Here is a 25,582-nt window from a genome sequence, read left to right on the forward strand (position 1 = left end):
GGTATGACCTCTGCTGGCGACGAGAAGATCACGTGTGACCTGCCCGAGGACGACGCGGAGATCATCCGGTCCGCTGCCGAGGCAGAGGGTCTCAGCCTGGCGATGTTCGCGGTCGAGAGCATGCGGCGCCACGCCCGGGACGTGCTCGCCGACCGCCGCCTGTTCCGGGTCGCCGAGTCCGCCTGGGCCGAGCTGGAGGCGATGCTGCAGGCACCGCCGGCGGACAACCCGCGGATGCGACGCCTGCTCGACGAGGAACCGGGTGAGCAGCCACCTGGCCAGCAGTCCGGCCAGCCGGACGCCTAGTCGGACGCCGGCGCCGGCCCGCGGGCCCGCCACGCCGCGTTCCGCGTCGGTACCGGATGTCAGCGCATCGAGATCGTTCCTGGCTGGATGGGAGCTTGTTCCGTGTCGTTCACGAAGCCGTCGGCCCTGCTGGAGGACCATGACACGGTCGCGTTCGGCTGTGGTGACCCGGCCGTCGACGGCTGGCTGCGCCATCACGCCAAGGACCACCAGAAGGAACGGATCACCAACACCTTCGTGATCCTCGACGGCACCACCATCGCGGGGTTCTACTGCCTGGCGACAGCCGCCGCCGAGCGGGTGGCGCCACCGTCGCGGTGGCGGTCCCGCCGCCCCGCCGACCCCGTGCCGCTGATGCTCGTCGGTCGGCTGGCCGTGGACGTCCGTTATCAGGGGCGCGGTGTCGGTGCCCGGCTGCTGCGGGACGCGACGATGCGGGCGTTGACGGTGCGCCGGATGGTGGGAACCCCGTTGCTGGGCGCCCACGCCATCGCCTCCGCCGGCCGAGCCTTCTACCGGCACTTCGGCTTCGCGCCCACCGGGATGGACCCGCACCTGCTGCTCCTGCCCCTGCAGGACGCCGCCAGCCTCCCGAGCTAGCCGCCGGCCGCCGGGCTCCGCTCTCCGGCCGCGAACGCGGCCGGGCTCCGCTCTCCGGCCGCGAACGCGGCCATGAACACGACCAGGGCCGCGCCGAGGCCGGGTGGCGCCGCGGGAGAGCCAGGCCCTGTGTCGGCGCCGGGTGCCGGTGTGGGTTCTCCGCCGGCGCCTGATTTCGCGGTCGACACAATTTCTGCCGGCTCCGGAAGGCGGCGCACCTTTCCTGCCGTGTTTCGGTCGCGCAACAGTGCAGGTAAACAGGTCGACGGCGACCCGTCACGGCCGGCTATTGTTCCGGGTGTCATGCCTGGTCGGCGCCGCATACGCCTATTTCCCCGTTCCGGAGTCTGGTGCCGGGTGGATTCGCCGTGATTTCTGCGCTCCTGTGGCCTGATCTCGGGGTGGGGATCAAGGGCCTTTTCCGTCTCGACTCGGACCCGTGGCATCCCTGACCGTACACCGTGAGATGGAAAAGGATCGTTGTTTCGGGTCAGCCTCCCGTCGCCTACGCATTCGGCTAAATGGGTCGGAACTGAAGGTCCGAAGGTCCCGGCGACACGTCTGTTTTGAGCCTCCGTCCGCCCGCTGACCAGCGGCTATGTTGTCGCCCGACGAGCCGATGCAACAGATCTTTTTTGAAAGGTTGGAAATGGCGAGCAGAATTGGGCGTCGTACCGCGATTCTCGCGACCTCCGGTTTGGTTTCCGTCGCGGTGACGCTCGGCGCGGGCGCCGGTGTCGCGCAGGCCGCTCCGTACGGCGGCGAGCACCACGGCAAGCAGCAGGTCAAGAAGGAGCGCGTCGCCGTCAGCTACGAGCGCGTTCTCTGGTTCGACCACAAGGACAAGAAGGAGCACAAGAAGAAGGACCACCACGGCAAGGACGAGAAGGACCACAAGAAGAAGTGGCCCGGCTACGACGACGAGGCCGTCGACCCGACGGGCGACGAGCCGGGCACCGGTTTCGAGGGCCCGGGCGGCGATGAGGGCTGGGGCGGCTTCGACGACTCGGCGCTTCTCCCGCCCCCCGGCGGCTTTGACGACCCGGCGGCTCCGGTCGTGGACCCGACGGCCGCCGTCGTGGACCCGGCTGCTCCCGTCGTGGACCCGACGGCCGTGGACGGGCCGGTTGCCGGCGAGGAGGCGCTGGCTGGTCCGTACGACAAGAAGCACCACAAGAAGAAGCGTGACGACATCTCGAAGCGCAAGGACGCCATCAGCTACGAGCGCGTTCTCTGGTTCGAGAACGAGAAGAAGAAGCACCACAAGAAGCACGACAAGAAGGAGTACGGCGAGGAGTCGTACGGCGATGACTCCTACGGCGATGACTCCTACGGTGACGACGACCCCTACTACGGCGGCGACTCGTACGGTGACGACTCCTACGGCGACCCCGGCGACTGGGGGACCCCGGGTGCTGTCGAGGAGCCGGTGGCCTACAGCCCGAGGCCGGGCGGGGACTACAAGCACCACGAGAAGAAGAACCTGGTGAAGAAGAAGATCCGGATCACCTTCGAGAAGGTTCTCTGGTTCGAGAAGAAGCACGACAAGAAGAAGCACCACGAGAAGTACGACAAGCCCGGCAAGGATGACTACCAGTGGGGCGACTACGGCGACTACGGCGACTCTGTCGACGGTCCGTCGGAGACGTCCGCACTTGTGGGCGGTCTGTAGTCAGCGGGTAATCCGGCGGGAGCCCGGCGCGGGTTGGGCCGGGCCACGCAGGTGGTGAGGCGCCGCCGCCCGTATCGGCGGCGCCTCACCGTGGGACGGGACGGTCTCAGCCCCGGAGCAGGGCCCGGGACATGACCATCCGCTGGATCTGGTTGGTGCCCTCGTAGATCTGCGTGATCTTCGCGTCGCGCATCATCCGTTCGACCGGGAAGTCGCGGGTGTAGCCGGCGCCCCCGAAGAGCTGGACGGCGTCGGTGGTGACCTCCATGGCGACGTCCGAGGCGAAGCACTTGGCGGCGGCGGTGATGAAGCCGAGGTTCGGCTCGCCGCGTTCGGCGCGGGCCGCCGCGACGTACACCATGTGCCGGGCCGCCTCGATCTTCATCGCCATGTCCGCGAGCATGAACTGGACGCCCTGGTTGTCCGCGATCGGGCGGCCGAACTGGCGGCGTTCCTTCACGTAGCCGATCGCCGCGTCCAACGCGCCCTGGGCGATGCCGACGGCCTGCGCGCCGATCGTCGGCCGGGTGTGGTCGAGGGTGCGCAGCGCGGTGCGCAGACCCGTGCCGGGCTCGCCGATGATCCGGTCGGCGGGGATCGTGCAGTTGACGAAGTGGATCTCGCGGGTGGGTGAGCCCTTGATGCCGAGCTTGCGCTCCTTGGAGCCGACCTCGAAGCCGGGGTCGTCGGCCCGGACGACGAACGCGGAGATGCCGTCGGCGGGCTTCGCCGCGTCGGGGTCGGTGACGGCCATGACGGTGTACCAGGTGGACTCGCCCGCGTTGGTGATCCAGGTCTTGGTGCCGTTGAGGACCCAGTGGTCGCCGTCGAGCCTGGCCCGGGTCCGCATCGAGGCGGTGTCCGATCCCGCCTCCCGCTCGGAGAGCGCGTAGGACGCGCTCGCCTCACCGCTGGCGATCGAGGGCAGGACCTGCTTCTTCAGCTCCTCCGACCCCGACAGCAGGATCGGCATCGTGCCGAGCTTGTTGACGGCTGGGATGAGGGACGAGGAGGCGCAGGCTCGGGCGACCTCCTCGATGACGATGCAGGTCGCCACCGAGTCGGCGCCCTGGCCGTCGTAGCTCTCCGGGATGTGCACGGCACTGAACCCCGAACGGATCAGCGCGTCCCGGGCCTCGGTCGGGTAGCGCTCCTGTTCGTCGACGTCGGCCGCGAACGGTGCGATCTCCTTCTCCGCGAGATCGCGGACGGCCTCACGGACGGCGGTATGGGTGTCGCTGAGGCTGTAGGTGTCGAAGTTCGGATCCACGTCGGTGCCGTTCTCGTGTGGTGGGTTCAGGAGTACTGGTGGAAGCCGCGGCCGCTCTTCTTGCCGAGCAGACCGGCGTCCACCATGCGCAGCAGCAGCGGCGGCGGGGAGTAGAGCGGTTCCTTGAACTCGTCGTACAGCGACTCGGCCACCGCCTTGATGGTGTCGAGCCCGATGAGGTCGATCAGCCGCAGCGGGCCCATCGGGTGGGCGCAGCCGAGGACCATGCCGAGGTCGATGTCGTCGGCGGAGGCGAAGCCCGACTCCTGCATCCGGATCGCGGAGAGCAGGTAGGGAACGAGCAGCGCGTTGACCACGAACCCGGCGCGGTCCTTGGAGCGGATCACCTCCTTGCGTAGACCAGAGGTGACGAACTCCTGGATGCGGGTGAGGGTCTCGTCCGAGGTCAGCAGCGACGGGACGAGCTCGACCAGCTTCATCACCGGAACCGGGTTGAAGAAGTGCACACCCAGGACCTGGTCCGGGCGGCCGGTGGCCATCCCGAGCTTCATGATCGGGATGGAGGAGGTGTTGGAGGCGAAGATCGCCGACGGGTCGGCCACGACCTTGTCGAGCGCCTTGAAGATCTCGGTCTTGGCCTGTTCGTTCTCCGCGATGGCCTCGACGGTGAACTGGCGGTCGCCGAAGTCGCCGAGGTCGGTGGTGAAGGCGAGCCGGGCCAGGGCCGCGTCCCGGTCGGCCTCGCTGAGCTTGCCGCTGCGGGTTCCGCGGTCGAGCGAGGCGGTGATCCGTTTCCGGCCGGCCTCGACCGCCGCGACGTCCACCTCCCGGACCAGCACGTCAAGGCCTGCCCGCGCACAGGTCTCGGCGATGCCGGAGCCCATCAGACCGCACCCGACCACACCGACCCGCTGGATCGGCGCGCTGGCCGCCGTGCCCGGGGTCGCCGGAACCTGCTCTGTCCCGACCTGCTCTGTCTCGGCCACCTGGCCGCCTCCGTTCGTATGCTGCTCGTGCCGGTCCTCCGCGCGGCGCGGTGCTCGCGGCATGCCGCGACAGGCCACGCCGGTGGCACGCCATGCCGCCCCCGAGTCTCCTCGATCGGGCTGGCGCTTGCGACCCAGAGATTGTCTCTCGCTCCAACTTTAGGACGCCCACATACTTGCGTGCGTGGATCGTCCGGCGCCCGGTGTCGCCGGATGTGGGGTATCTCAGGGGTGCAGGGGAATCGACCAGATCGCGAGTGTCGCGACGGACAGCGGCACGCCGACACCAACCAGCAGGCTCGGCAGGGGGCGAGCCAGGCCGTGCCGGTCCGCGAGGATCGCGCCGGCCACCATCGGCGGCATCGCGATCTCGAACAGCGCCACCTTGACGTCCGGATCGGTGAACACACCCGTGGCGACATACAGCCCGAGAACCGCGGCGGGGGCCACCGCCAGCTTCACCGTCAGCCCCAGCACCAGTTCCCGCCACCAGCGGCGGACGGCGTTGACCCGCAGTTGCAGGCCCACCGAGAACAGCGCCAGCGGCGTCAGGGTGGCGCCGATCGAGGCGAGTGCCTCGTCCAGCCAGGCCGGGTACTCCACCGGGCGCAGCGCCAGCGCGAGCACCAGGGCCAGCATCGACGGCCGGGTCAGCGTCGCGCGGGCGACGGCCAGCGGCGCCGCGGTGGCTCCGGCGGCGGCGGTGACAACCACCAGCACCACCGTGTTCAGCAGCAGGTACGAACCGAGCTGGTCGGTCAACAGCGCGACGGGCACCCAGGACTCGCCGAAGAAGGCGGTGACCATGGGGATGCCCACGAACGAGGTGTTCGCCACCGCGGTGGCGGCGATCAGCGCGGCCACCACCTCCCGGCTCAGCCCCAGCACCCGGGCGGCCACCAGGTAGATCACCATGGTCGTCGCACACAGGGCGTACGGAGCCGCCACGACCAGCACGATGTTCGACGGGATCTGGACGTCGTGCAGGACGTGCAGGGTGAGCGCGGGCAGCGCGATGTCGAGCAGCCAGATGTTGAGGGTGTGTGCCGCGTCACCGCCGAGATGACCGGTGTGCGCGACCGCGGCGCCCGCGACAAGGCCGACAAACACTACGACCAGGGCGGACACCGGGGCATCGTTTCAGCCCGGGGTGGCTGCGGGGCGCGCCGTGCGGCGTCGGCTATGTCACTTGTGCAGGGGATCCGGGTGCGCCGGGCCGTCCGGCTGGACGATGTCTGCCGGAGCGTCGTCACCTGGCTCGTCCGGGTGCGGCCCGGCCGCTGCCATGCCCCCGGACCTGGCCCGTCGTGCCCGGCCGCGCCGGTAGAAGCTCCGGTAGAGACGGCTGAAGGTGATGTGGACGCCGAAGAGCAGCGCGGCGACGAGATAGTTCACGCCGCCGAGCGAGCGCTGGCCGGGTAGCGGGAGGAGCGTGTAGGTGATCAGGACGGCGGCGGAGAGAAAGAGGGCGCTGATCGTGGCGCCGCCGATCCACGGGGGCGCGTTCGTCATCGAGCCGTGCGGCCTGGTCTGCGCGGTCATGGGCGCAAGTGTGCACCGCCGCGGCGCCTGACCGGGCTCGAAGGCCGGACGGGAGGGACGGAACGGGGTCGTTGTTCGTGCGGGCGGTTGTTCCGGTACGCGGCGGATGTGAGACTTCGAGATGTGACGGTGCGGTGACGAGCGGCGGCCTGCGGTGTTCGGTGTTCGGGGCCCGTTTCCGCGTGCGTCGGGTGGGCGGAAGGTGACACGCATGGCGGCACCGGTGCTGGTCGACCAGGACGGAACGCGGTGGCGCGACGGCAAGCGGTACATGTGGCTGACCGCGCTGGTCCCCCCGGTTCTCCCGATCGTGTCCTTCGGGCTGTGGCATCGGACGGGCTCGGGCCTTCCGTGGTGGCTCACCGTGATGTTCGTCTTCGGCCTGTTGCCGCTGCTCGACGCGACCACGCCGAAGGATCCGGTGGCCGCGCCGGATTGGGCCCGTCCTGCCCTGGACGCCGACCGCTACTACCGGTGGTGCACCTTCCTCTATCTGCCGCTCACCGGCGTCTGCCTGGTGCTCGGATGCTGGGCGTGGGTGCACGGCGAGCTGTCCGCCGTCGAACGCGTCGCCGTGGTCGGCGCGATCGGGACCGTCACCGGGGTCGGTATCAACACCGCCCACGAACTGGGCCACAAGCGCGACCGGCTGGAGCGGGTCCTGGCGAAGGTCATGCTCGCCACCACCGCCTACGGCCACTTCTACGTCGAGCACAACCGCGGTCACCACGTGCGGGTCGCGACCCCCGCGGACCCGGCCAGCGCCCGGCTCGGCGAGAGCTTCTGGCGGTTCTGGCCGCGCACCGTCCTCGGCAGCCTGCGCTCGGCGTGGGAGCTGGAGGCGCGCCGGCTGCGCCTGCGCGGGCGCTCGCCGTGGTCCGTGCGCAACGAGGTGCTGACCTCGTGGGTGTACACGGTGGTTCTCTTCGGAGCCCTCGCCGGTGTCTTCGGACCGTCCGTTCTCGTCTTCCTCGTTCTGCAGGCCGTGGTGGGATTCTCCCTGCTGGAGGCGGTGAACTACGTCGAGCACTACGGGCTGGCCCGGCAACGGACCGCGACCGGCAGATACGAGAAGGTCGATCCGCGGCACAGCTGGAACAGTGACGACGTCATCAGCAATCTCGCGCTCTATCATCTGCCTCGGCACAGCGACCATCACGCCAACCCGACCGTGCGCTACCAGTCGCTCCGATCGTTTTCCTTTGCTCCGCAGCTGCCAACCGGTTACGGAACAATGATCCTGGCCTCGCTGGTCCCGCGTCTCTGGTTCCAGGTGATGGATCCCCGGGTGGTCGCCCACTACGACGGGGACGTAACCCGGGCGAATCTCGACCCGCGCCGGCGGGCCGATCTCGTCGCGCGATTCGGTGGTATGGACGCCGGTCGCGCGACGGATGTCGGCCATACGACGGATACCGGTGGCAGGGCGGGTGTCGGTGGTACGGCGGGTGCCAATGGCGGGGCGGGTGCGGGCGGCGACGTGCCGAGCGTGGGGGTGCCGGCCGACCGTTCCCGGTCCGGCACTGGCCCCGGTATCGGCTGAAGCCCGGGCAGGCCGAGAAGGAGCCGTCCCCGCACCGGTGCGATCGGTGCGGGGGCCCCGTACGTGTCTGCGGGTCTGCGCGACCGAGGAGCCTCGTCCGGTCGGCGTGGCCGGTGATTCTCCGCGGCCGGGCCCCGATGGCGTGCGAGCTGGCTATTGTTGTCGCGGTGGCCCTTCACGCGCCGCGGGCGAGATGCGGCGAGGCGTGCCCACAAACACCGCTCGAAGGCCGGGCGGTGTTTCGGGGGCCTGGTGGTCGTCAGAAGAACCGCCGGGTCGGGTCCGCGTACACCGCGCTCGCGCGCGCCGTGCCCGGACGGTACTGGTGCGTGCGGCGAACAACGGCCCGGTCGGCGGGCTGAACGCAGGCACGGTGGTGGGAGCGGACGAACGTGAACGTGGCGGAAGCATTTGTGGCGACGGCCCCGCTGTCGCACCATTCTTTGTTGATCTTTCTACTTCAGCTGACGGTACTCCTTGCGCTGGCGCTGGCGCTCGGAAAACTGGCGGTGAGAATCGGCCTGCCCTCGGTGGTCGGCGAGCTTCTCGCCGGTGTTCTCCTGGGCCCGTCATTGCTGGGCGACATCGCCCCTGATTTCTCCGGCTGGCTCCTGCCCACCGCACCGGACCAGATGCATCTGCTGGATGCCGTGGGTCAGATGGGTGTGATTCTTCTGGTCGGCCTGACCGGCCTGGAGATGGACATGCGGATGGTGCGGCGCCGTGGGGCGACCGCTGCCCGGATCAGCGCCGCGGGTCTGCTGCTGCCGGTCGGCCTCGGCATCGGAGCGGGCCTGCTCCTGCCCGGTTCGCTGCTTGGCGAGGATGCCGATCGCCATGTCTTCGCCCTGTTCCTCGGGGTGGCCATGGGCGTGAGTGCCATCCCGGTCGCGGCGAAGATTCTCCTGGACATGCGCTTGCTGCATCGCAACGTCGGCCAGCTCATCCTCGCTTCCGCGACGGTTGACGACGCGGTCGGCTGGTCGTTGCTTTCGGTGGTCTCCGCGATGGCCACGACCGGCGTGCGCGGTGGGGATATCGCCTGGCCGGTGATAAGCCTGCTCAGCGTCGTGCTGGTTGCCTTCCTCCTGGGGCGCCCGCTGGCCCGGATCGCCATCGCTGCGGGTGGCCTGGCCCGGGAGGAGACCGGCAGCGCGGCCGGGCCAGGTCCGGCGGCCGCCGGTGTCTCGGACCGGGTGGATCCCGCGGCGGGACCGTCCGCCGCTGCCCCGCCGGCCGCGTCGACGTCAGCGGAGCACGGCACCGCATCGGCGTCCGCCGCCGGGCCCCCGGCGGTGCCGCGGATCCCGATCCCGGCCGGGTCCGGTGGTGGCGCGTCCGGGATCGCCGTCGTCGTCCTGTTCATCTTCGCCGCGGCGGCGGGAACCCACGCCCTCAGGCTGGAAGCCATTCTCGGCGCCTTCGTCGCAGGCATCCTGCTCGGCTCGGCACCGAATCTGGACTCGCGTCGGCTCGAACCGCTCCGGCTGGTGGTCATGGGCGTGCTCGCGCCCATCTTCTTCGCGTCGGCCGGGCTGCGCATCGACCTCACCGCGCTGGCCGAGGCCAAGGTCGCGCTCGCTGCCGTCGTGATCCTCAGCCTCGCCGTCATCGGCAAGTTCGCCGGTGCCTACCTCGGCGCGCGGATCAGCAGGCTCGGGCACTGGGAGGCGCTGTCGCTCGGGGCCGGCCTCAACGCCCGTGGCGTCATCGAGATCGTCGTGGCCGGCACCGGCCTGCGCCTCGGTGTGCTCTCCACAGCCATGTACACGGTCATCGTGCTGGTCGCGATCGTCACGTCGATCATGACGCCGCCCATTCTGCGGGCGACGATGCGCCGGGTCGAGCAGACCGCGCAGGAGCGCCTGCGCGAGCTCGACCTCGTCGGCCAGCCGGCCGGGCTGAGGTGACGGGCCGGCTCAGCGCTCCGTCGGTGCCAGCGTTGTTGACGCCGACGCCGACGCCGATGCCGACGCCGGCTGAGCCGATGCCGGCTGAGCCGATGCCGGCTGAGCCGATGCCGGCTGAGCCGATGCCGGCTGAGCCGACGCCGACGCTGACCGAGCTGGCGTGGCCACGGCTGGTGTGGTCACGCCGAGCTCGACGGCGGCGACCGCGAACTCCGCCCGCAGCCGCGCCTTTCCGGGCTCGGGCAGGAACGAGTGCTCGACGGCCGCCGCCGCCAGGTCGAAGACCTGCTGCCGGGTGAGCGAAAGCGAACGCAGGGCGTGCAGGTACTCCTGGCGAAGCGTGGTGTTGAACATGGGCGGGTCGTCGCTGTTCAGGTTGACGTCGAGGCCCTCGGCGATCATCCGCGGCAGCGGATGGGCCGCGTAGCTCGCCACGGCACCGGTGCACAGGTTGGAGGTGGGGGAGACCTCCAGCGGGATGTGGTGGCGGCGCAGGTGCTCCACGAGCGCGGGGTCCTCGAGGGCACTGGTGCCGTGCCCGATCCGCTCCGCGTGCAGGAACTCCAGGGCGTCCCAGATCGTGCGCGCACCGGTCGTCTCGCCCGCGTGCGGGATGCAGTGCAGGCCCGCGTCCCGGGCCGCGGTGAACACCGGGCCGAACTGGGGGCGCCCGACGCCGACCTCGGGCCCGCCCAGGCCGAGCGCGATCACACCTTCCCCGCCGTGTTCGAGGGCGAGCTCCAGCGTGCGCTCGCCGGAGTGCACGCTGTCGGTTCCCGGCAGACCGGGAATATCGGTGATCCAGCGGACCTGGATGCCGGTCTCCCGCTCGGCGTCGAGGCGCCCCGCCTCCACCCCGGCGAACACCGCCGCCGGATCGACACCACGCTGGACGTGCAGCCAGGGGGTGAAGGTGATCTCCGCATAGCGGACCCGCTGCTCGGCCAGGCCGAGCGCGGTCTCGCGCGCGAGCAGGCGGAAGTCCTCCTCGTCCCGCAGCACCTGGACGGCGGCCAGGTAGACCTCGATGAAATGGTCGAAGTCGCGGAACCGGTAGAAGGCCCGCAGGGCGTCCAGGTCGGTCGGCAGATGGTCGACGTCGTGCCTGCGGGCCAGCTGGAGCAGCGTGCCGGGCCGCATCGACCCCTCGAGGTGGACGTGCAGCTCGACCTTGGGCAGCGTGTCGACGAACTGCTCGTCCGTGATCTGCCCGATGGCTCCTTGACCTCGCGCCTCGTGGTCGTGTTCCGCTGGGCCAGGCCGGTCCATCACGTGGTCCGCCACGGTGTTCTCCGCTCCGTCGATAGCCGTTCCGAGGCTTCAGTCAACCTGCCGCCGGCCGGTGGTGAGGCAACCGGTCCGGACGACGGCGCTATGGCGTCGGCGGCTTCGGCGGCTCCGGCGCGGATCCGCCGAGATGAGCGGGAAGCCACCAGGGTGATTCGCCGGGGGGCGGCGCGGGATAGCGGCGTTGCGCGTCGTCGAGGATCTCCGCCATCGTCAGCTGCAACAGCTCGGTTCCCGCCCGGGAGTCCCGCAGCTCCGAGGCCGGCACGGGCTTGCCCACGGTGATGGAGACGGGTGTCCCGACCGCGGCGCGCAGGTTGCGGGGCCGCCCCTTGGTCAGGATCCGCTGGCTGCCCCACAGCACCAGCGGGATGACGGGTACGTCAGCCTCGGCGGCCATCCGGGCCGCGCCGGACTTGAACGGCGCCAGGCAGTAGCTCGGACTGATCGTGGCTTCCGGGAACACACCGACCAGCTCGCCGGCGCCCAGGGCACGCACCGCCTCCCGCAGCGACCCCGCACCGGCCGACCGGTCGACCGGAATGTGATGCATGCCTCGCATCAGTGGCCCGCTCACCCGGTGATCGAAGACCTGCTTCTTCGCCATGAACCGGACCAGCCGCCGCTGCGACCACCAGAAGGGCACGCCGGCCAGGGCGAAGTCCAGGTACGACACATGGTTGATCAGCACGACCGCTCCGCCGTCCGCCGGCACATGCTCCTCACCGCGGACGTCCAGTTGCAGCCGCAACGCGCGGAAGAGCCCGAGCACCGTGTGGATGACCGGTCGATACACGTATTCAGCCATTGCCCGGGTTCCTCCCCATTCGGCCCATCTGGGTGCCTCGCCGGCCCGCCCCGTGCCGTCGCCCCAGCGCGGGAAGCGCTGGCCTGATGCGTGTCCTGACAGTCCCCCTCGCGCGCCGAAGGGTACCTGCTGTCGGGAACACGACGCCCCGTCGCGGATGCGGGGAGCACCGCACTCTGGGGGCGGAACCCGCCATGCGCGATTATCGGGAGGACGTACGCCGAACCGTCGCCGGTCCGACCGGGCGTGTTCCCGGCGCGGTGTGATGGCGCGGTCGCGGCAGTGCGGTCGCGCGGGTGCGGCGACGAGGTCGCGCCGGTGCGGCAACGAGGAGAGGAGCAGCCACGTCCGACCTGCTCAGCCGGAGCTTCGGGGCACAGCCGGCACCCGCGCACTGGATCCTCGTCGTCACCGGCATCGCCGCGCTGCTGACGGTGGCGAGTGACCGTCTCTGGCCGAGGGCCCGACACGTGGTCACGATCGCGCACGAGGGCGGCCACGCGCTCGTCGCGGTGGCCACCGGTCGCCGGCTCGCCGGAGTGCGCCTGCATTCCGACACCTCGGGAGTCACGGTCTCCTCCGGCCGGCCGACCGGGCCGGGTGTGGTCCTCACCGTGGCCGCCGGGTACACGGCCCCGTCGTTGCTCGGGCTGGGCGCGGCAGGCCTGCTCGCGACCGGCCGGGTCAGCCTGTTGCTCCAGGTCATCGTCGCCCTGCTGCTGGTCCTGCTGGTGGTCGTCCGCAACGGGTTCGGAGTGGCGACCGTGCTGGTCAGCACCGCCGTCGTGCTCGGGGTCTCCTGGTTCGCCACAGATGACGTCCAGGCGGGCTTCGCCGCGTACGCCACCTGGTTCCTGCTGCTGGGGGCGCTGCGACCGATCGTCGAGGTGCAGCGCCAGCGGCGGCGCCGCCGGGCACGGGACTCCGATCCCGATCAGCTGGCCCGCCTGACCGGCCTGCCGGGGACCTTCTGGGTCGGTGTCTTCGGTGTGCTGTCGCTGGGTTGCCTGGCGGGTGCCGCGGCGGCGCTCATCGTCTGAGACGTCGTAGGTGGCTGCGAGACTGGGCCCATGTGCGGGAGGTACACCCAGACGCTCAGCGCGGACGAGCTCGCGGCGGCCATGTCGGCGGTGGACGAGACGCACGGCGCGCTCCGCGAGAGCTACAACGTCGCACCGACGACCGCGATGCCGATCGTGATGGCATCCGCGCAGCCCGCCGCCGTGGCTGGCGCCGACAGGGCCGCTGCTGATGCCGACAGGGCCGCTGCTGGCGCGTACGGCGCGCAGGCCCAGGCCGCCGCCGTCCCGGGTCGGGTGCTTCGCCTGGCCACCTGGGGGCTGGAGCCGCGGTGGGGGAACGCCCGGCAGTCCGGCAACCGCATGATCAATGCTCGGGCCGAGACGGTGGCGTCCAGACCGGCGTTCCGCTCGGCGTTCGCCGCCAGGCGGTGTCTCGTCCCCGCCACCGGTTTCTACGAGTGGCAGCGGGTCGCCGGGCAGCGCCGCGGTCAGCCCTACTACATCCATCCCGCCGGGCATCCGGGTGCGGATGGCCTGTTCGCCTTCGCTGGTATCTACGAGAGCGGGTGGCATCACGGCAAACCGCTGGCGACGTTCGCGATCATCACGACCGAGGCGGCCACGGGCCTGGAGTTCCTCCATGACCGGTCTCCGGTCGTGGTGCCACGCTCCGCCTGGTCGCGGTGGATCGATCCGGAGGTGCGAGACCGCGCCGACCTCGCCGGTGTCCTGCGCCCCGTACCGGCCGGGGTCTTCGCTGCCCACCCTGTCTCGTCCGCGGTCGGCAGCGTCCGCAACGACTCCCCTCACCTGATCGACCCGGTCGTGCTGGTGCGGGAGGGCGAGTCCACCGGCATCGAGGCGACCGGTATCGCGGCGACTGCGCTTGACGGCATCGGCGACACCGGGGGCATCAACGACATCGACGGCAGGGCCACCATGAGCCGCATCGACGGCATGCCCGCGCATGAGGGCACCCTTTTCGGCGAGGATGGTGCGAGGCCGCACGCGCCGCGTTGACGGATGACGGGTTCGTCAGATCGATGCTCGTCCGAGGTGTTCTGACCGTGCGACGCCGGGTTTTCGGGAGGACTGTGCATGGGAACGGAATAGCCGCTCAGGGAAGCGCTGGCCAACCTGCGCGATGTCGGCGGCATGACGACCGCGGCCGGGCAGGTCCTTCGGGCCGGCGTGCTCTACCGCAGCGACATGCCGCGGGTGGGCGATGAGCGGCCGGCGGTCACCTTCATCTGGCCGCCGCCGACCGTCGTCGACCTGCGGTCCGCGGTCGAGCGGGGGAGCTCCCCGCACCCGCTGTCCCTGCTCGGTTCCGAGGTGCACATCAAGCCGCTGCTGGGCGAGGAGACCGGCCGGGCCAGCAACTCGCTCGGCCCGGACGTGCTCGCGGGCGGCCTGCGCGCGCTCTACAACACGATCCTCGACATAGCGGCGCCCCGGCTGGTGGAGATCGTGGACCTGGCGGCCGAGGCACCCGGCCCACTGCTGGTGCACTGCGCGGCCGGCAAGGACCGCACCGGGATCGTGACCGCGCTGCTGCTGCGCCTGGCCGGCGTCGGCCACGAGCAGGTGATCGCCGACTATCTGGCGACCGGCGCCAACATGCCGGGGGTGCTGCGGCGGCTCAAGGGCCATTCGCTCCTGCCCGGGGCACGGTCGGGGCCGACGGCCCGCGCGGTGACCGAGGTCTCCCAGGAGGCCGTCGAGCACGTGCTCGGGGTCATCGACGGGGTGCCGGGCGGGCCCGAGGCGTGGCTGCTCGAACGTGGCGGCAGCCAGGACTCCATCGCGCTGTGGCGCAAGCGCATCCTGGACTGAGCCCAGACCCCCGCCGGTCAGGTCGTAGCTGATCAGGGCCGTAGCGCGAGCCCGACCAGCACCTCGGTCACCCCGGTGACGACGAGCTGGATCCCGAACAGGACAGCCAGCACCGAGACCGTCGCAGCCGGCCAGGTGACCGCCAGGATCCCGAGGACCACGGCGAGGCAGGCGACCAGCAGGCTCCGGCGGCGCCCGGCGCCGTGGCCGGCACCCGAGTGCCTGCCCGCCAGGATCAGCAACGCTCGGATCACTCCCGCGACGATCAGCACGGCTCCGACGACGATCGCGATGGCATGCAGGGTCACATGCGGCCAGAGCAGGATCACCACACCGGCGGCGGCGGTGAGCACCCCGTAGAGGATGGCCGTTCCGCCGTGCTCGGCGCGCACGGCCGAAACGATCTCAGCGATGCCGGACACGAGCAGGGCCACCCCGGCGAGCACCGCCAGCCCCCCGGCGGTGCTGAACGGGTTGGCGATCAGCAGCACCCCCAGGACTGTGACGGCGACTCCCAGAACGACCAGGCTCGACCACAGCGAGCTCGGACGCTGGGTCTGCCGCTGCTGCCGGTACGTCGTCGTCATTGTGTCCTCCTGTATCCACCGGCATCGGCCGTCACGGGTGACGGCCGGGCCCACGACCTGGGAAGGGCGTACCCGGGACGGATCGGCGCCGCACGTTTTTGGCCGCGCTCACAGGTCGGCCGTTCCGGACGCCCGCGGTACCCGCGCCCGCGGCCCGTACCCTGGAGGACATGACCTCTGCCGCGTCGTGACGCGGGCGTCCCCGATACGGCGTCCCTGATACCCGGTGCCCGCGGTGGCCATCCCGCTGACACCTGCCTGCACGTGACACCTGCTGCACGCACGAATCCGATGTACGAAAGAGGCCGACTCGCATGATCATCGTGTCCGAGCTCGAGCTCCGCGCCGGAGCCCGAACACTGATCGAGCCGGTTTCCTTCCGGGTGCAGGCCGGTGATCGCATCGGGCTCGTGGGTCGCAACGGAGCCGGCAAGACGACGCTGCTGAAGACGCTGGCCGGAGAGAACCTGCCGTTCGCCGGCAAGGTCGACATCCGCGGCGAGCTCGGCTATCTGCCGCAGGACCCGCGCACCGGCGACCTCGCCGACACCGCGAGGGACAGGGTGCTCGCCGCCCGCGGGCTGGACGTGATCCTGCGCGAGATGGAGAAGCTCCACGTCGAGATGGCGGAGCTGGTCGACGAGTCCGCCCGTGACGCCGCGGTCCGCCGCTACGGCCGGCTGGAGGAGCGGTTCGGCACCCTCGGTGGCTACGCGGCCGAGGCGGAGGCGGCCCGGATCTGTTCGTCGCTCGGCCTGCCGGACCGTGTGCTCGGCCAGCAGATCGGGACGCTCTCCGGTGGGCAGCGGCGCCGGGTCGAACTGGCCCGCATCCTCTTCGCCGGGTCGGGCAACTCCGACGCGACACTGCTGCTGGACGAGCCCACCAACCACCTCGACGCGGACTCGATCACCTGGCTGCGGGACTTCCTGCGCGCCCACAGCGGCGGGCTCATCGTGATCAGCCACGACGTGGACCTGCTCGACAAGAGCGTGAACAAGGTCTTCCACCTCGACGCGAACCGTGCGGCCCTCGACGTCTACAACGTCGCCTGGAAGACCTATCTCACCCAGCGTGAGCAGGATGAGCGTCGGCGCCGGCGGGAGCGGGCCAACGCCGAGAAGAAGATCGACTCGCTGCGGGCGCAGGCGGACAAGATGCGGGCGAAGGCGACCAAGGCGCGTGCCGCACACCAGATGGACCGCCGCGCCGAGCGGCTGGCCGCCGGCCTGGCGGAGGTCCGGGTGTCCGACCGGGTCGCCAAGCTCCGCTTCCCCGACCCGGCTGCCTGCGGGCGCACGCCGCTCACGGCGACCGGCCTGTCGAAGTCGTACGGCTCGCTGGAGGTCTTCACCGGCGTCGACCTGGCAATCGACCGCGGGACGAGGGTGGTGGTCCTCGGCCTGAACGGCGCGGGCAAGACCACGCTGCTGCGGATGCTCGCCGGCCAGGAGCCGCCCGATGCCGGTGAGGTGCACCCGGGGCATGGCCTGCGGCTGGGCTACTACGCCCAGGAGCACGAGACGCTGGACACCTCCCGTTCCGTGCTCGACAACATGCGGGCGGCCGCACCCACATCCTCCGATGTGGAGCTGCGCCGAATCCTGGGCGCGTTCCTGTTCAGCGGCGACACGGTCGAGCAGCTCGCCGAGACGCTCTCCGGCGGGGAGAAGACGCGGCTGGCGCTCGCCGGCCTGGTGTGCAGCTCGGCGAACGTGCTGCTGCTGGACGAGCCGACCAACAACCTCGACCCGGCCTCGCGGGACGAGGTTCTCAGCGCGCTGCGCACCTATCGCGGCGCGGTCGTCCTGGTCACCCACGACCCGGGAGCGGTCGAGGCGCTGAGCCCCGACAAGGTCCTCATGCTGCCGGACGGTGTCGAGGACACCTGGTCGCCCGACCTGGCCGACCTCGTCACCCTGGCCTGATCGCGGCGCATCCGCACCGACGCGACCCGGTGGTCACCGAACCATCGGTGCCCCGGGTACCCGGCGGCGCGTTGGTGGGGGCGTCTTGACAGACTGGGCGATCAGTCCGGTGTCTGCGGAGCGCACGGACGAACCAGGCAACGTGACTATGAAAGCGGGGGCGTGTGAGCGCGGAAGGTGGCACCAGGGCCGTCGTGGCGGCGCTGCTCGCGAATCTGGGCATCGCGGTGGCGAAGTTCGTGGCGTTTCTCTTCACCAGGTCGTCCTCGATGCTCGCCGAGTCGATTCACTCCGTCGCGGACTCCAGTAACCAGGCACTGTTGCTGATCGGGCAGCGGCGGGCAGCTCAGCCGGCCGACGAGGAGCACCCCTTCGGCTACGGGCGGTCCCGCTACATCGCCGGGTTCCTGGTCGGCATCGTGCTTTTCAGCGTCGGTGGCCTGTTCTCCGTCTACGAGGGCATCGAGAAGCTGCGCCACCCCCATGAGCTGGAAAGCGGGCTCGTCGCCGTTGTCGTCCTCGGGATCGCGATCGTTCTGGAGAGCTTCTCCTTCCGGACCGCGATCAAGGAGTCGCGCCACGTCAAGGGCGGCATGTCCTGGTGGGGTTTCGTCCGGGAGGCGCGCTCACCCGAGCTGCCCGTCGTGCTGCTCGAGGACCTCGCCGCGTTGTGCGGCCTGGTGTTCGCGCTCGCCGGAGTCGGCCTGACCCTGCTGCTCGACGAGCCGCTCTGGGACGCTGCGGGCACGGTCGCCATCGGCGTGCTGCTGCTGGTCGTCGCGGTGATCGTCGCGATGGAGACCTACGGCATGCTCGTCGGTGAGGCCGCCACACCGCAGACAGTGGAGGCGATCCGGCGCGCACTCGCCGCCACGCCCGCGGTCACCACCGTGATCCACATGAGGACGCTGCACCTGGGCCCCGACGAGCTGCTGGTCGCGGCCAAGATCGGGCTTGACCCCGACCTGACGACGGCCCAGGTCGCCGCGGCGATCGACGATGCCGAGGCCCGTCTGCGGGCGGTGGTGCCCATCGCACGTCGGGTCTACCTCGAGCCCGACATCCCCCGCGAGCCGGCGGCCGAGCCCGCCGCACCCGAGGTGGTCGCGTCGCCGGAGGCCAGCGCCTGACGCCTGGCACCCGACCCGGACACCCGGTGCCCCGGCCTTCAGATGTCCCGGCGTTCAGGTGCCCCGGCCTTCAGATGTCCCGGCGTTCAGGTGGCCCGCGGCGCCCGGCACTCGGGTGCTCTGACCCTCGCAGCCTCAGCCGCTGCTGAGGAGCACCCGTAGAGCCACGGCACCGAGGGCGCCGGCGCCGATCAGCAGCAGTGGGAGATCACCGGCTCGCACGGTGTCACCGGGTCCGTCCGGGCGCGGCCGGGGTGCCAGCGCGGCGACCGCAAGCCAGGGCGCCAGCGGCAGCCAGGTGTGCTCCACCCCGCCCCAGGCAAGCCCCGCGCAGAGACCGAACAACGCGGCCGCGCCGGCCCCGACCAGAAATGGCCAGCCCGGGGTGAGCCGGATGCGGCGCAGGGCGCGGACGACCACCGGCCCGCCGGCGAGCAGCACGACGACGGCGTCCAGGGCCAGCCAGGCCAGTGCGGTGCCGATGCCGACGTCCGCCCGGGCCTGGGCCAGGCCGTCCGGCCAGGAGAAGCCCCACGCGAAGTACAGCCAGAAGGGCAGCAGCGCACCAAGGCCCGTGAAGACGTTCATGAGCGGCCGGCGCCGGACGAAGTACGCCGCCGCGACGCCCACGCCGAGCCAGACGGCACCGTAGTCGAACAGGCTGGTGACGCCCAGTAGCAGGCCGGACAGCAGGGCCCACAGCAGCCGCCAGCGCCGGCCCGGCTCGCATCCCACCACGCCGACGGCCAGCGCCGCCGCGGCGGGCAGGACGGTGACCGCGCGCGGTGAGGCCGCCGCCCACAATGCCCACGGTGTCAGAACCAGCACGGGTATCGCCCGGCGGGCCGCCGTCTCGTGGCACAGCGATCGCACCGCGACCGCGATCAGTGGCACGCTCGCCGCGGCCAGCGCCGTGAGGACCAGCCCGAGTGCGAGGCCGCCGCCACCGCCCGGTGCGGCGCCGAGTCCGAGCCGGCCAAGCGCCCAGACCAGCAGCACCGGCCCAGGCGGCTGTCTGGCCACCTGCTCCGCCGCGGGCATGCCGGCCGCCGGCGCCGCGGGCCTGGCGGAGCCGTCCGCGGCCGTGGACGGCGACCCGTCGAGGAGCGGGGTCGTCCAGTGCGCGAGATAGGCGAGTGGATCGTCGTCGACGGCGTCCGCGACAGCGAGGTAGGCCGTCGGCGGGCGAAGGCCGCTGGACAGGTCGGGGCCGGCCGCGGTGGCGAGCGCGGCGCTCCAGAGCAGGGAGCCGACGAAGCCGAGAAGCAGCAGGACGGGCCAGCGAACGCGGGTACTCCGACGGGCGAGGGCCAGGGTGATGACGGCCACCAGCACCGGCAGGAGCACGGACGGCCCCAGCCGGGGGGTTCGCCAGACCAGCGGGAACGACGTCGCCTCGAGCAGGTCGGCCCGGCGCAGGAGGGCGGCCAGCAGCAGGCCGGCGGCCGCGGTGGCGCACCAGAACCCGAGGTCGACGGCCTGGGCCCGGATCACCGGTCGAGCCAGGGAGCTGCGCCGCCCGAGGTGACCGCCACCGGATCGTTGCGGCACGTCGAGGTCGGTCATGCTCATGAGGTCCCGCTTCTCGGGCTCGGGCCTGGGCCCGCACCCCGGTCACCCTCCGCGTCACCCTCCGCGCCTGCGCCTGGGCGTTGCGCGCGGTTTCCGGCGGGTGAGCCGGAGATCGGGGGCTCCGGTGGGGATGCCGTCCGCGCCGGCCGGCCGTTGACCATGCATGCACGGTAACCAGTCTTTGCGGGCCGTGGATCCGCGCGGGCGAGCCAATGCGGATGTACTGTCGGTAACGATGTTGGGCACGTCGCTCGGCAGCCTGGGTCGGGTAGGGCTCCGGGATCCCGGGCCTGGTCCGGTCCAGGCAACGGATTAGGTAATGGATCCGGTTGTCGAGCGTCGGTTTGCAGGTCAGGCGGCCTCGCTGTCGGGTGAGGGCATGGTCCGCGTCCTGGCACGGACTGGTGCGAGCCTGACCTGGCGACTGCCCAACCGCGTGTGATGGATCACACGGGCTTCGAGTGGCGCGGACACCGAAGCTGGGTGAAGATCGGTTCGCAGATCATCGAACACGGAGGGGGCCACATTGGCCGAGCTTAGGAAAGGAACCCGGATCACCGGGGCGGAGCGAGACAAGCTCGCTGCCGAACTTCGGAAGAAGTACGAGTCCGGACAGAGCATTCGTCTGCTCGCGGAGTCGTCGGGTCGTTCGTACGGGTTTGTCCACCGCATCCTGTCTGAATCCGGCACGACGCTGCGCGGACGTGGTGGCGCGACTCGGGGTACCAAGAAGAAAAGCTCCTGACCATGAGCGTGCCTGTCGCCGCCGTGTCTGCTGCGGCGGCGACCAGGCTGGTCACGGTCACGTCCGGGCCCTGTGTCTCGCTTACGGTCAGTAGCGAGACGCCGGGCGGCGCGGGGGTGAACGCCTCCGTTCCGGGCGTGGCCGCGGCAATGGACGACGCTCTGCGCGATCTGCGGGGCGACATCCGTGTTGTGGTCGTTCGCGGGCTTGCGCGACTCCCACAGCTGCCCGCACCGCAGACCGGTTCCAGTCCCGCCGCGGGCTCCGGTTCCGGCTTCGACCGCTCGTTCGACCAGTGGTCACGGGTGGTGCGCCGGCTTTCGGAGCGCCCGGACCGGGTCAGCGTGGCCGTCCTCGCAGGCCAGGTCTCAGGCGTGGGCCTCGCCCTCGCGCTGGCCTGCGACCTGCGGGTGATGGCGCAGGACTCGGCACTGCGGCTTACCGATTCCGGTCACGGCCGCGTCCCCGCCCTGGGCGTGGCCCGGGCCCTGCAGGGCTCGATCGGCTACTCCCGCGCACTGCACCTCTGCCTGACCGGGCAGCCTGTGCCAGCGCACGAGGCCGCGGGTCTCGGTCTCGCGGCCGTTGTCGTGCCCGGCGATCGGCTCGATGCCGAGGTCGACCGGCTGGTCGACCGCGTACTCGCGGTGCCGCGCGACGCCGCGACGGAACTGAAGGCGCTGCTGGCCGGCGCCCGCCACGACGCCGACGCCGAGGCCGAGGCCGACACGGCGGCCCTTGCGCGCCTGCTCGCCGCGGAAGCGGGGAATGCCGGCTAGCCGGATGCGCGTTCGGGTTTCGTCGGAGGTCTGATGAGAACAGCGGCCGGCGACAACTGGTCCGTCCTGCGGTCCTACCAGCGTGATCGCTCCGTTGCCCGGGCCCGGCTGCGGCCCGGGACCATACGGCGTATCGGCGGGTTCGCCCGACCACATCGGCGGCAGCTCGCGGGGTTCGGCGTCCTGATCATGATCGGCGCAGCGACCGGAGCCGTCACTCCGCTGCTGCTCAAGGCGATCATCGATGACGGTGTCGTACCCGGCCGGGCGGGGGTCGTTCAGACGCTCGCCGCCGTCGTCGCCGCCCTTGCGGTCGTCGAGGCGCTGCTCGCGCTGGCCCAGCGCTGGTTCAGCGCGCGTATCGGCGAGGGCCTGATCTACGAGCTGCGCTCCGCGGTCTTCGAGCACGTGCAGCGCCAGCCGCTCGCGTTCTTCACCCGTACCCAGACGGGGGCGCTGATCACCAGGCTCAACAACGACGTTCTCGGGGCCCAGGCGGCCTTCACGAACACACTCTCCGCCGTGCTCTCCAACGCCGCGTCGTTGGTCTTCGTGCTGGCGGCGATGCTCAGCCTGTCCTGGCAGATCACGGTGGTCGCGCTCGTGCTGCTGCCGGTGTTCGTCGTTCCGGCGCGGATGCTCGCGCCCCGGCTGGCCGCGCTGACCCGGGAGAGCTACGGGCTGAACGCGGACATGAACACGATGATGACGGAGCACTTCAACGTCGGTGGCGCCCTGCTGACGAAGCTGCACGGCGATCCCGCCCGGGAGGCCGCGACCTTCCGGCGGCGCGCGAGCCGGGTCCGTGACATCGGCGTCACCAAGGCCATGTACGGGCGGATCTTCTTCGTCTGCCTCACGCTGGTGGCCTCGCTCGCGACGGCGATCGTCTATGGCGTGGGCGGGACCCTCGCGGCGCGGGGAGGCCTGCAGGTCGGCACGATCGTCGCGCTGACCGCCTACCTGGCGCGCCTGTACGGCCCGCTGACCCAGCTCTCCAACGTGCATGTGGACGTGATGACGGCGCTGGTGTCCTTCGAGCGGGTCTTCGAGGTCCTCGACCTGCCCCCGGCCATCCAGGACGCGGAGAACGCCGTCGACCTGCCCGCGGGGCCGCTGTCCGTCGAGTTCGACCAGGTCGGCTTCCGGTATCCGGCTCCGGGAGAGGTGTCGCCTGCCTCGCTGGCCGCGACCACGGCGCTCGACGACGAGGTTCCCGAACCGGTGCTGCACGGCATCACGTTTCGGGTCGCCCCCGGTGAGCTGGTCGCGCTCGTCGGCCCGTCAGGCGCGGGCAAGACGACTGTCAGCCATCTCGTCGGACGGATCTACGACGCCACCGAGGGCACCGTCCGAGTGGGGGGTGTCGACGTCCGCGATGCCACCGGGCGATCGCTGCGGGCCAGGATCGGCATCGTCACCCAGGACGCGCATCTGTTCCACGACTCCATCCGGGCGAACCTGCTGTTCGCGCGGCCGGAAGCCAGCGAGGAGCAGATGTGGGACGCCCTGGACGCGGCCCACATCGGCGAGTCGGTCCGGGCTCTGCCGGCTGGACTGGAGACGGTCGTCGGCGATCGTGGTTACCGGCTGTCGGGCGGTGAGAAACAGCGGCTCGCCATCGCGCGCCTGCTGCTCGCCGGCCCTTCGGTCGTCGTGCTCGACGAGGCCACCGCACACCTCGACAGCGAGTCGGAGGCGGCCGTCCAGCGTGCGTTGAGCGCGGCGCTGGTCGGACGGACCTCCCTGGTCATCGCCCACCGCCTCTCGACCGTCCGCGCGGCCGACCGAATCCTGGTGGTCGACCGCGGGCGGATCATCGAGAGTGGCACCCACGACGAACTGATCGCGGTTGGCGGTCTCTACGCCGAGCTCCACCACACGCAGTTCGCCGCGGGCCCGGCACCGGTCTCAGGCTGAACGGTCTCAGGCTGAACGGGCTCGGACTGAGCGGTCTCAGGCTGAGCGGTCTCAGGCTGCCGCCGGAACGGTGAGCACGTCACCGCCGCCGTCGATGGTGGCCGTGCCGCTCACAGCCGCGGACGTGGTGCTCAGCGGCCCGGACCCGAGGGGGGTGGCCACGTGCTCCGGGCCGTCGTGCGGGACGGCGATGTCGATGTCACCGGAGGCGCGTCGGTGAATTGCGGGATTGTTGGTCATAACCGGGCTCCAGGTTGGTTCGTCAGCGGCTACCCACCGCTGGGGCTGGACGTCCGGGATCGTTCGGCGCCGTTGCCAGCTTTCCCGTAACTGTCTGTCGCGTGCTCTTGCGGGCGGACCATGCGAAGGTACGCCTGTTGTGCCGTTGCGTGCACCAGGTATCAGGACGCACGGCGGGGAAACGGTCACAGAACCTCTTGGGACCATTGGGCGCCCAAGCGGCGGATCGAGGTGTGTCACCAGCCCCCAGTGGTCAATGACGCCTCATCGTTACTTAGGCTTTGACCGTGCCACGAAGAGCCAAGATAGTTTGCACCCTCGGCCCGGCCACCAACTCGCCTGAGATGGTCCGGGCCCTCGTAGACGCCGGAATGGACATTGCCCGGCTCAACTTCTCGCATGGGACGCACGAGCAACACGCTGCCAGCTACAAGCTGGTTCGGGACGCCGCCGAGGCCGCCGGCCGCAATGTGGGCATCCTGGCGGACCTGCAGGGGCCCAAGATCCGCCTCGGCAAGTTCGCCGACGGTGGAGTGACCCTGCTGCCCGGTCAGCACTTCACCGTCACGATCCGCGACGTCCTGGGAGACCAGGAGCAGGTCGGCACGACCTACACCGGCCTGCCCCGGGACGTCGCCGCCGGCGACACGATCCTCGTCGACGACGGCCGGCTCAACCTGCGCATCGACGGTGTCGAGGACACCGACGTCCGGACCACCGTCGTGATCGGCGGCAAGGTCAGCGACCACAAGGGGATGAACATCCCGAGTGCCGCGCTGACCGTCCCGGCGCTGTCCGAGAAGGATGGCTCCGACCTGCGGTTCGCCCTCGAGCTCGGCGTCGACATGATCGCGTTGTCGTTCGTCCGGTCCGCCGAGGACTACCAGGCGGTCCGGACGATCATGGACGAGGTCGGCCTGCGTGTCCCCGTCCTGGCGAAGATCGAGAAGCCGCAGGCGGTCGATGAGCTGGAAGGCATCATCGAGGCCTTCGACGGCCTCATGATCGCCCGCGGTGACCTGGGCGTCGAGCTGCCACTCGAGGACGTCCCGCTGGTCCAGAAGCGTGCCGTCAGCCAGGCACGCGAGCGGGCGAAGCCGGTCATCGTCGCCACCCAGGTACTCGAATCCATGGTCAGCGCCCCGCGCCCGACCCGGGCGGAGGCGAGTGACTGCGCCAACGCCGTGCTCGACGGTGCGGACGCGATCATGCTCTCGGCCGAGACGAGCGTCGGTTCGTATCCGGTCGAGGCCGCCGCCACCATGGGGCGGATCATCGAGGTCGCCGAGGCGGACCTGGCCCGGATCCCACCGCTGCGCACGCAGCCGCGGACACTGGGCGGTGCCATCGCCCAGGCGGCGGTCAGCGTCGGGGAGGCGGTGGGCGCCCGTTACCTGGTCGCCCACACCCTCAGCGGCGACACCGCTCGCCGGCTGATCCGTTACCGCAGCTCGGTCCCCGTGCTGGCCTTCTCGCCGCTGCCCGCGGTGCGCAACCAGATGTCGCTGCTGTGGGGCGTCGAGACGATCATCGTGCCCTTCGCCGACAGCACGGACGAGATGGTCCGGCAGGTGGACACGGCGCTGCGCAAGAACGGCTATCTCCAGCCCGGTGAGCTGGTCGTGGTCGTCGCGGGCACCCCGCCCGGCGTCGCCGGTATGACCAACACGATGCGGGTGCACCGGATCGGTGAGGCGGTCTGACCGTCCGGCGGTGGTCCGGCCCGGGGCCGCGCCGGACCACCGCCACGGCCACCCGTACGACCGGTGCCGCCACGGCTGTCGCCACCACGATCGTGGTGGCGACAGCCGTGGCGGTGCTGACAGCGGCTGAGCCTGGGCCCGCCTCGCACCGCCCGGCGAAGCGGGACGAGCGGCTGGCGATCTGCAGCTTCGGCGGCGCGCACGACGAGAACTGTCCAGTGAGTAGGACCTGCCA

Annotated in this window: 23 protein-coding genes and 1 pseudogene; 15 read left to right on the forward strand and 9 right to left on the reverse strand. The window is 70.9% G+C overall.

The features are described 5' to 3' along the window. Positions 1-3: 3 nt before the first annotated feature. From ACG83_RS16275 to ACG83_RS46055, 3 genes are all read left to right on the forward strand, one after another. Positions 4-306 carry a DUF1778 domain-containing protein gene (locus ACG83_RS16275; RefSeq protein WP_054567019.1) on the forward strand — a complete coding sequence of 101 codons (303 nt, stop codon included), beginning with the start codon at positions 4-6 and terminating at the stop codon, positions 304-306. Between the two features lie 102 nt (positions 307-408). Continuing rightward, positions 409-906: a GNAT family N-acetyltransferase gene (locus tag ACG83_RS16280; RefSeq protein WP_054567020.1), complete on the forward strand. Its 498-nt coding sequence runs from the start codon at positions 409-411 to the stop codon at positions 904-906. Between the two features lie 649 nt (positions 907-1,555). Continuing rightward, positions 1,556-2,578, forward strand: a complete 1,023-nt coding sequence (locus ACG83_RS46055; protein ID WP_054567022.1) for a hypothetical protein — start codon at positions 1,556-1,558, stop codon at positions 2,576-2,578. A gap of 106 nt (positions 2,579-2,684) precedes the next feature. Here ACG83_RS46055 and ACG83_RS16295 read toward each other — a convergent pair whose 3' ends face one another. The 4 genes from ACG83_RS16295 to ACG83_RS46725 all read right to left on the reverse strand — a co-directional run bounded on the left by ACG83_RS16295 (position 2,685) and on the right by ACG83_RS46725 (position 6,337). Further along, positions 2,685-3,848, reverse strand: a complete 1,164-nt coding sequence (locus ACG83_RS16295) for an acyl-CoA dehydrogenase family protein (protein ID WP_054567023.1) — start codon at positions 3,846-3,848, stop codon at positions 2,685-2,687. A 26-nt stretch (positions 3,849-3,874) separates the two neighbouring features. Beyond that, entirely contained in the window at positions 3,875-4,795 is a 921-nt protein-coding gene (locus tag ACG83_RS16300) for a 3-hydroxybutyryl-CoA dehydrogenase (protein ID WP_369812891.1), read from the reverse strand. A gap of 225 nt (positions 4,796-5,020) precedes the next feature. After that, entirely contained in the window at positions 5,021-5,923 is a 903-nt protein-coding gene (locus tag ACG83_RS16305; protein ID WP_054567024.1) for an AEC family transporter, read from the reverse strand. 57 nt (positions 5,924-5,980) lie between these two features. Further along, a complete protein-coding gene (locus tag ACG83_RS46725; RefSeq protein ID WP_235497947.1) occupies positions 5,981-6,337 on the reverse strand; it encodes a hypothetical protein in 357 nt (118 codons plus the stop codon). A gap of 211 nt (positions 6,338-6,548) precedes the next feature. Here ACG83_RS46725 and ACG83_RS16315 point away from each other — a divergent pair, with 211 nt between their 5' ends. The 3 genes from ACG83_RS16315 to ACG83_RS47955 all read left to right on the forward strand — a co-directional run bounded on the left by ACG83_RS16315 (position 6,549) and on the right by ACG83_RS47955 (position 9,940). Then, positions 6,549-7,880 carry an alkane 1-monooxygenase gene (locus ACG83_RS16315; RefSeq protein ID WP_076825533.1) on the forward strand — a complete coding sequence of 444 codons (1,332 nt, stop codon included), beginning with the start codon at positions 6,549-6,551 and terminating at the stop codon, positions 7,878-7,880. A gap of 392 nt (positions 7,881-8,272) precedes the next feature. Next, positions 8,273-9,790, forward strand: coding sequence for a cation:proton antiporter (locus tag ACG83_RS16320; protein ID WP_054567025.1), 1,518 nt, complete (start codon positions 8,273-8,275; stop codon positions 9,788-9,790). Between the two features lie 99 nt (positions 9,791-9,889). Beyond that, positions 9,890-9,940: a hypothetical protein gene (locus tag ACG83_RS47955; RefSeq protein ID WP_369812895.1), complete on the forward strand. Its 51-nt coding sequence runs from the start codon at positions 9,890-9,892 to the stop codon at positions 9,938-9,940. 12 nt (positions 9,941-9,952) lie between these two features. Here the strand turns inward: ACG83_RS47955 and add are convergent. Beyond that, positions 9,953-11,059, reverse strand: a pseudogene (add, locus tag ACG83_RS16325) (adenosine deaminase); the annotation flags it as partial. Between the two features lie 103 nt (positions 11,060-11,162). Continuing rightward, complete coding sequence (locus ACG83_RS16330; RefSeq protein ID WP_054567026.1) at positions 11,163-11,885, reverse strand: 1-acyl-sn-glycerol-3-phosphate acyltransferase; 723 nt, start codon at positions 11,883-11,885, stop codon at positions 11,163-11,165. 296 nt (positions 11,886-12,181) lie between these two features. Here ACG83_RS16330 and ACG83_RS16335 point away from each other — a divergent pair, with 296 nt between their 5' ends. From ACG83_RS16335 to ACG83_RS16345, 3 genes are all read left to right on the forward strand, one after another. Continuing rightward, positions 12,182-12,925: a M50 family metallopeptidase gene (locus ACG83_RS16335; RefSeq protein WP_054567027.1), complete on the forward strand. Its 744-nt coding sequence runs from the start codon at positions 12,182-12,184 to the stop codon at positions 12,923-12,925. A 30-nt stretch (positions 12,926-12,955) separates the two neighbouring features. After that, the gene (locus ACG83_RS16340) at positions 12,956-13,927 is read left to right on the forward strand and encodes an SOS response-associated peptidase (protein WP_054567028.1); all 972 of its coding nucleotides are present in this window, start codon (positions 12,956-12,958) and stop codon (positions 13,925-13,927) included. A gap of 117 nt (positions 13,928-14,044) precedes the next feature. Next, complete coding sequence (locus ACG83_RS16345; protein ID WP_255354752.1) at positions 14,045-14,743, forward strand: tyrosine-protein phosphatase; 699 nt, start codon at positions 14,045-14,047, stop codon at positions 14,741-14,743. Positions 14,744-14,775: 32 nt separating this feature from the next. On the opposite strand, the gene ACG83_RS16350 is transcribed toward ACG83_RS16345, so the two are convergent. Then, positions 14,776-15,330 carry an HdeD family acid-resistance protein gene (locus tag ACG83_RS16350; protein WP_054567029.1) on the reverse strand — a complete coding sequence of 185 codons (555 nt, stop codon included), beginning with the start codon at positions 15,328-15,330 and terminating at the stop codon, positions 14,776-14,778. Between the two features lie 314 nt (positions 15,331-15,644). Here ACG83_RS16350 and ACG83_RS16355 point away from each other — a divergent pair, with 314 nt between their 5' ends. Together ACG83_RS16355 and ACG83_RS16360 are read left to right on the forward strand one after the other, a co-directional pair. Then, positions 15,645-17,258 (forward strand): ABC-F family ATP-binding cassette domain-containing protein, encoded by a 1,614-nt coding sequence (locus tag ACG83_RS16355; protein ID WP_006544811.1) that lies wholly within the window; start codon positions 15,645-15,647, stop codon positions 17,256-17,258. A 164-nt stretch (positions 17,259-17,422) separates the two neighbouring features. After that, positions 17,423-18,388: a cation diffusion facilitator family transporter gene (locus ACG83_RS16360; protein ID WP_054567030.1), complete on the forward strand. Its 966-nt coding sequence runs from the start codon at positions 17,423-17,425 to the stop codon at positions 18,386-18,388. A gap of 135 nt (positions 18,389-18,523) precedes the next feature. Here ACG83_RS16360 and ACG83_RS45800 read toward each other — a convergent pair whose 3' ends face one another. After that, positions 18,524-19,960, reverse strand: a complete 1,437-nt coding sequence (locus ACG83_RS45800; protein WP_054567031.1) for a hypothetical protein — start codon at positions 19,958-19,960, stop codon at positions 18,524-18,526. A 526-nt stretch (positions 19,961-20,486) separates the two neighbouring features. Between ACG83_RS45800 and ACG83_RS42440 the strand changes: the two genes are divergently transcribed. The 3 genes from ACG83_RS42440 to ACG83_RS16375 are packed head-to-tail and all read left to right on the forward strand — an operon-like array spanning position 20,487 to position 23,404. After that, positions 20,487-20,705 (forward strand): helix-turn-helix domain-containing protein, encoded by a 219-nt coding sequence (locus tag ACG83_RS42440; RefSeq protein WP_006545344.1) that lies wholly within the window; start codon positions 20,487-20,489, stop codon positions 20,703-20,705. 2 nt (positions 20,706-20,707) lie between these two features. Further along, the gene (locus ACG83_RS16370; RefSeq protein WP_054567032.1) at positions 20,708-21,484 is read left to right on the forward strand and encodes an enoyl-CoA hydratase/isomerase family protein; all 777 of its coding nucleotides are present in this window, start codon (positions 20,708-20,710) and stop codon (positions 21,482-21,484) included. Between the two features lie 33 nt (positions 21,485-21,517). Continuing rightward, positions 21,518-23,404: an ABC transporter ATP-binding protein gene (locus tag ACG83_RS16375; protein WP_054567033.1), complete on the forward strand. Its 1,887-nt coding sequence runs from the start codon at positions 21,518-21,520 to the stop codon at positions 23,402-23,404. A gap of 51 nt (positions 23,405-23,455) precedes the next feature. Here the strand turns inward: ACG83_RS16375 and ACG83_RS16380 are convergent, their stop codons facing one another. After that, positions 23,456-23,644, reverse strand: a complete 189-nt coding sequence (locus ACG83_RS16380; protein WP_054567034.1) for a hypothetical protein — start codon at positions 23,642-23,644, stop codon at positions 23,456-23,458. Between the two features lie 287 nt (positions 23,645-23,931). Between ACG83_RS16380 and pyk the strand changes: the two genes are divergently transcribed. Next, a complete protein-coding gene (gene pyk / locus ACG83_RS16385; RefSeq protein WP_076825605.1) occupies positions 23,932-25,347 on the forward strand; it encodes a pyruvate kinase in 1,416 nt (471 codons plus the stop codon). Positions 25,348-25,582 lie beyond the last annotated feature (235 nt).

Origin of the sequence: Frankia sp. R43 (assembly GCF_001306465.1) — a bacterium.
GTDB lineage: Bacteria > Actinomycetota > Actinomycetes > Frankiales > Frankiaceae > Parafrankia > Parafrankia irregularis.

Coding starts and splice junctions, on each gene's coding strand:
- ACG83_RS16370 (WP_054567032.1), top strand. CDS start 20,708: ATGAGCGTGCCTGTCGCCGCCGTGTCTGCTGCGGCGGCGACCAGGCTG.
- ACG83_RS16380 (WP_054567034.1), bottom strand. CDS start 23,644: ATGACCAACAATCCCGCAATTCACCGACGCGCCTCCGGTGACATCGAC.
- ACG83_RS16340 (WP_054567028.1), top strand. CDS start 12,956: ATGTGCGGGAGGTACACCCAGACGCTCAGCGCGGACGAGCTCGCGGCG.
- ACG83_RS16275 (WP_054567019.1), top strand. CDS start 4: ATGACCTCTGCTGGCGACGAGAAGATCACGTGTGACCTGCCCGAGGAC.
- ACG83_RS16315 (WP_076825533.1), top strand. CDS start 6,549: ATGGCGGCACCGGTGCTGGTCGACCAGGACGGAACGCGGTGGCGCGAC.
- ACG83_RS16330 (WP_054567026.1), bottom strand. CDS start 11,885: ATGGCTGAATACGTGTATCGACCGGTCATCCACACGGTGCTCGGGCTC.
- ACG83_RS16375 (WP_054567033.1), top strand. CDS start 21,518: ATGAGAACAGCGGCCGGCGACAACTGGTCCGTCCTGCGGTCCTACCAG.
- ACG83_RS46725 (WP_235497947.1), bottom strand. CDS start 6,337: ATGACCGCGCAGACCAGGCCGCACGGCTCGATGACGAACGCGCCCCCG.
- ACG83_RS16350 (WP_054567029.1), bottom strand. CDS start 15,330: ATGACGACGACGTACCGGCAGCAGCGGCAGACCCAGCGTCCGAGCTCG.
- ACG83_RS45800 (WP_054567031.1), bottom strand. CDS start 19,960: ATGAGCATGACCGACCTCGACGTGCCGCAACGATCCGGTGGCGGTCAC.
- ACG83_RS46055 (WP_054567022.1), top strand. CDS start 1,556: ATGGCGAGCAGAATTGGGCGTCGTACCGCGATTCTCGCGACCTCCGGT.
- ACG83_RS16355 (WP_006544811.1), top strand. CDS start 15,645: ATGATCATCGTGTCCGAGCTCGAGCTCCGCGCCGGAGCCCGAACACTG.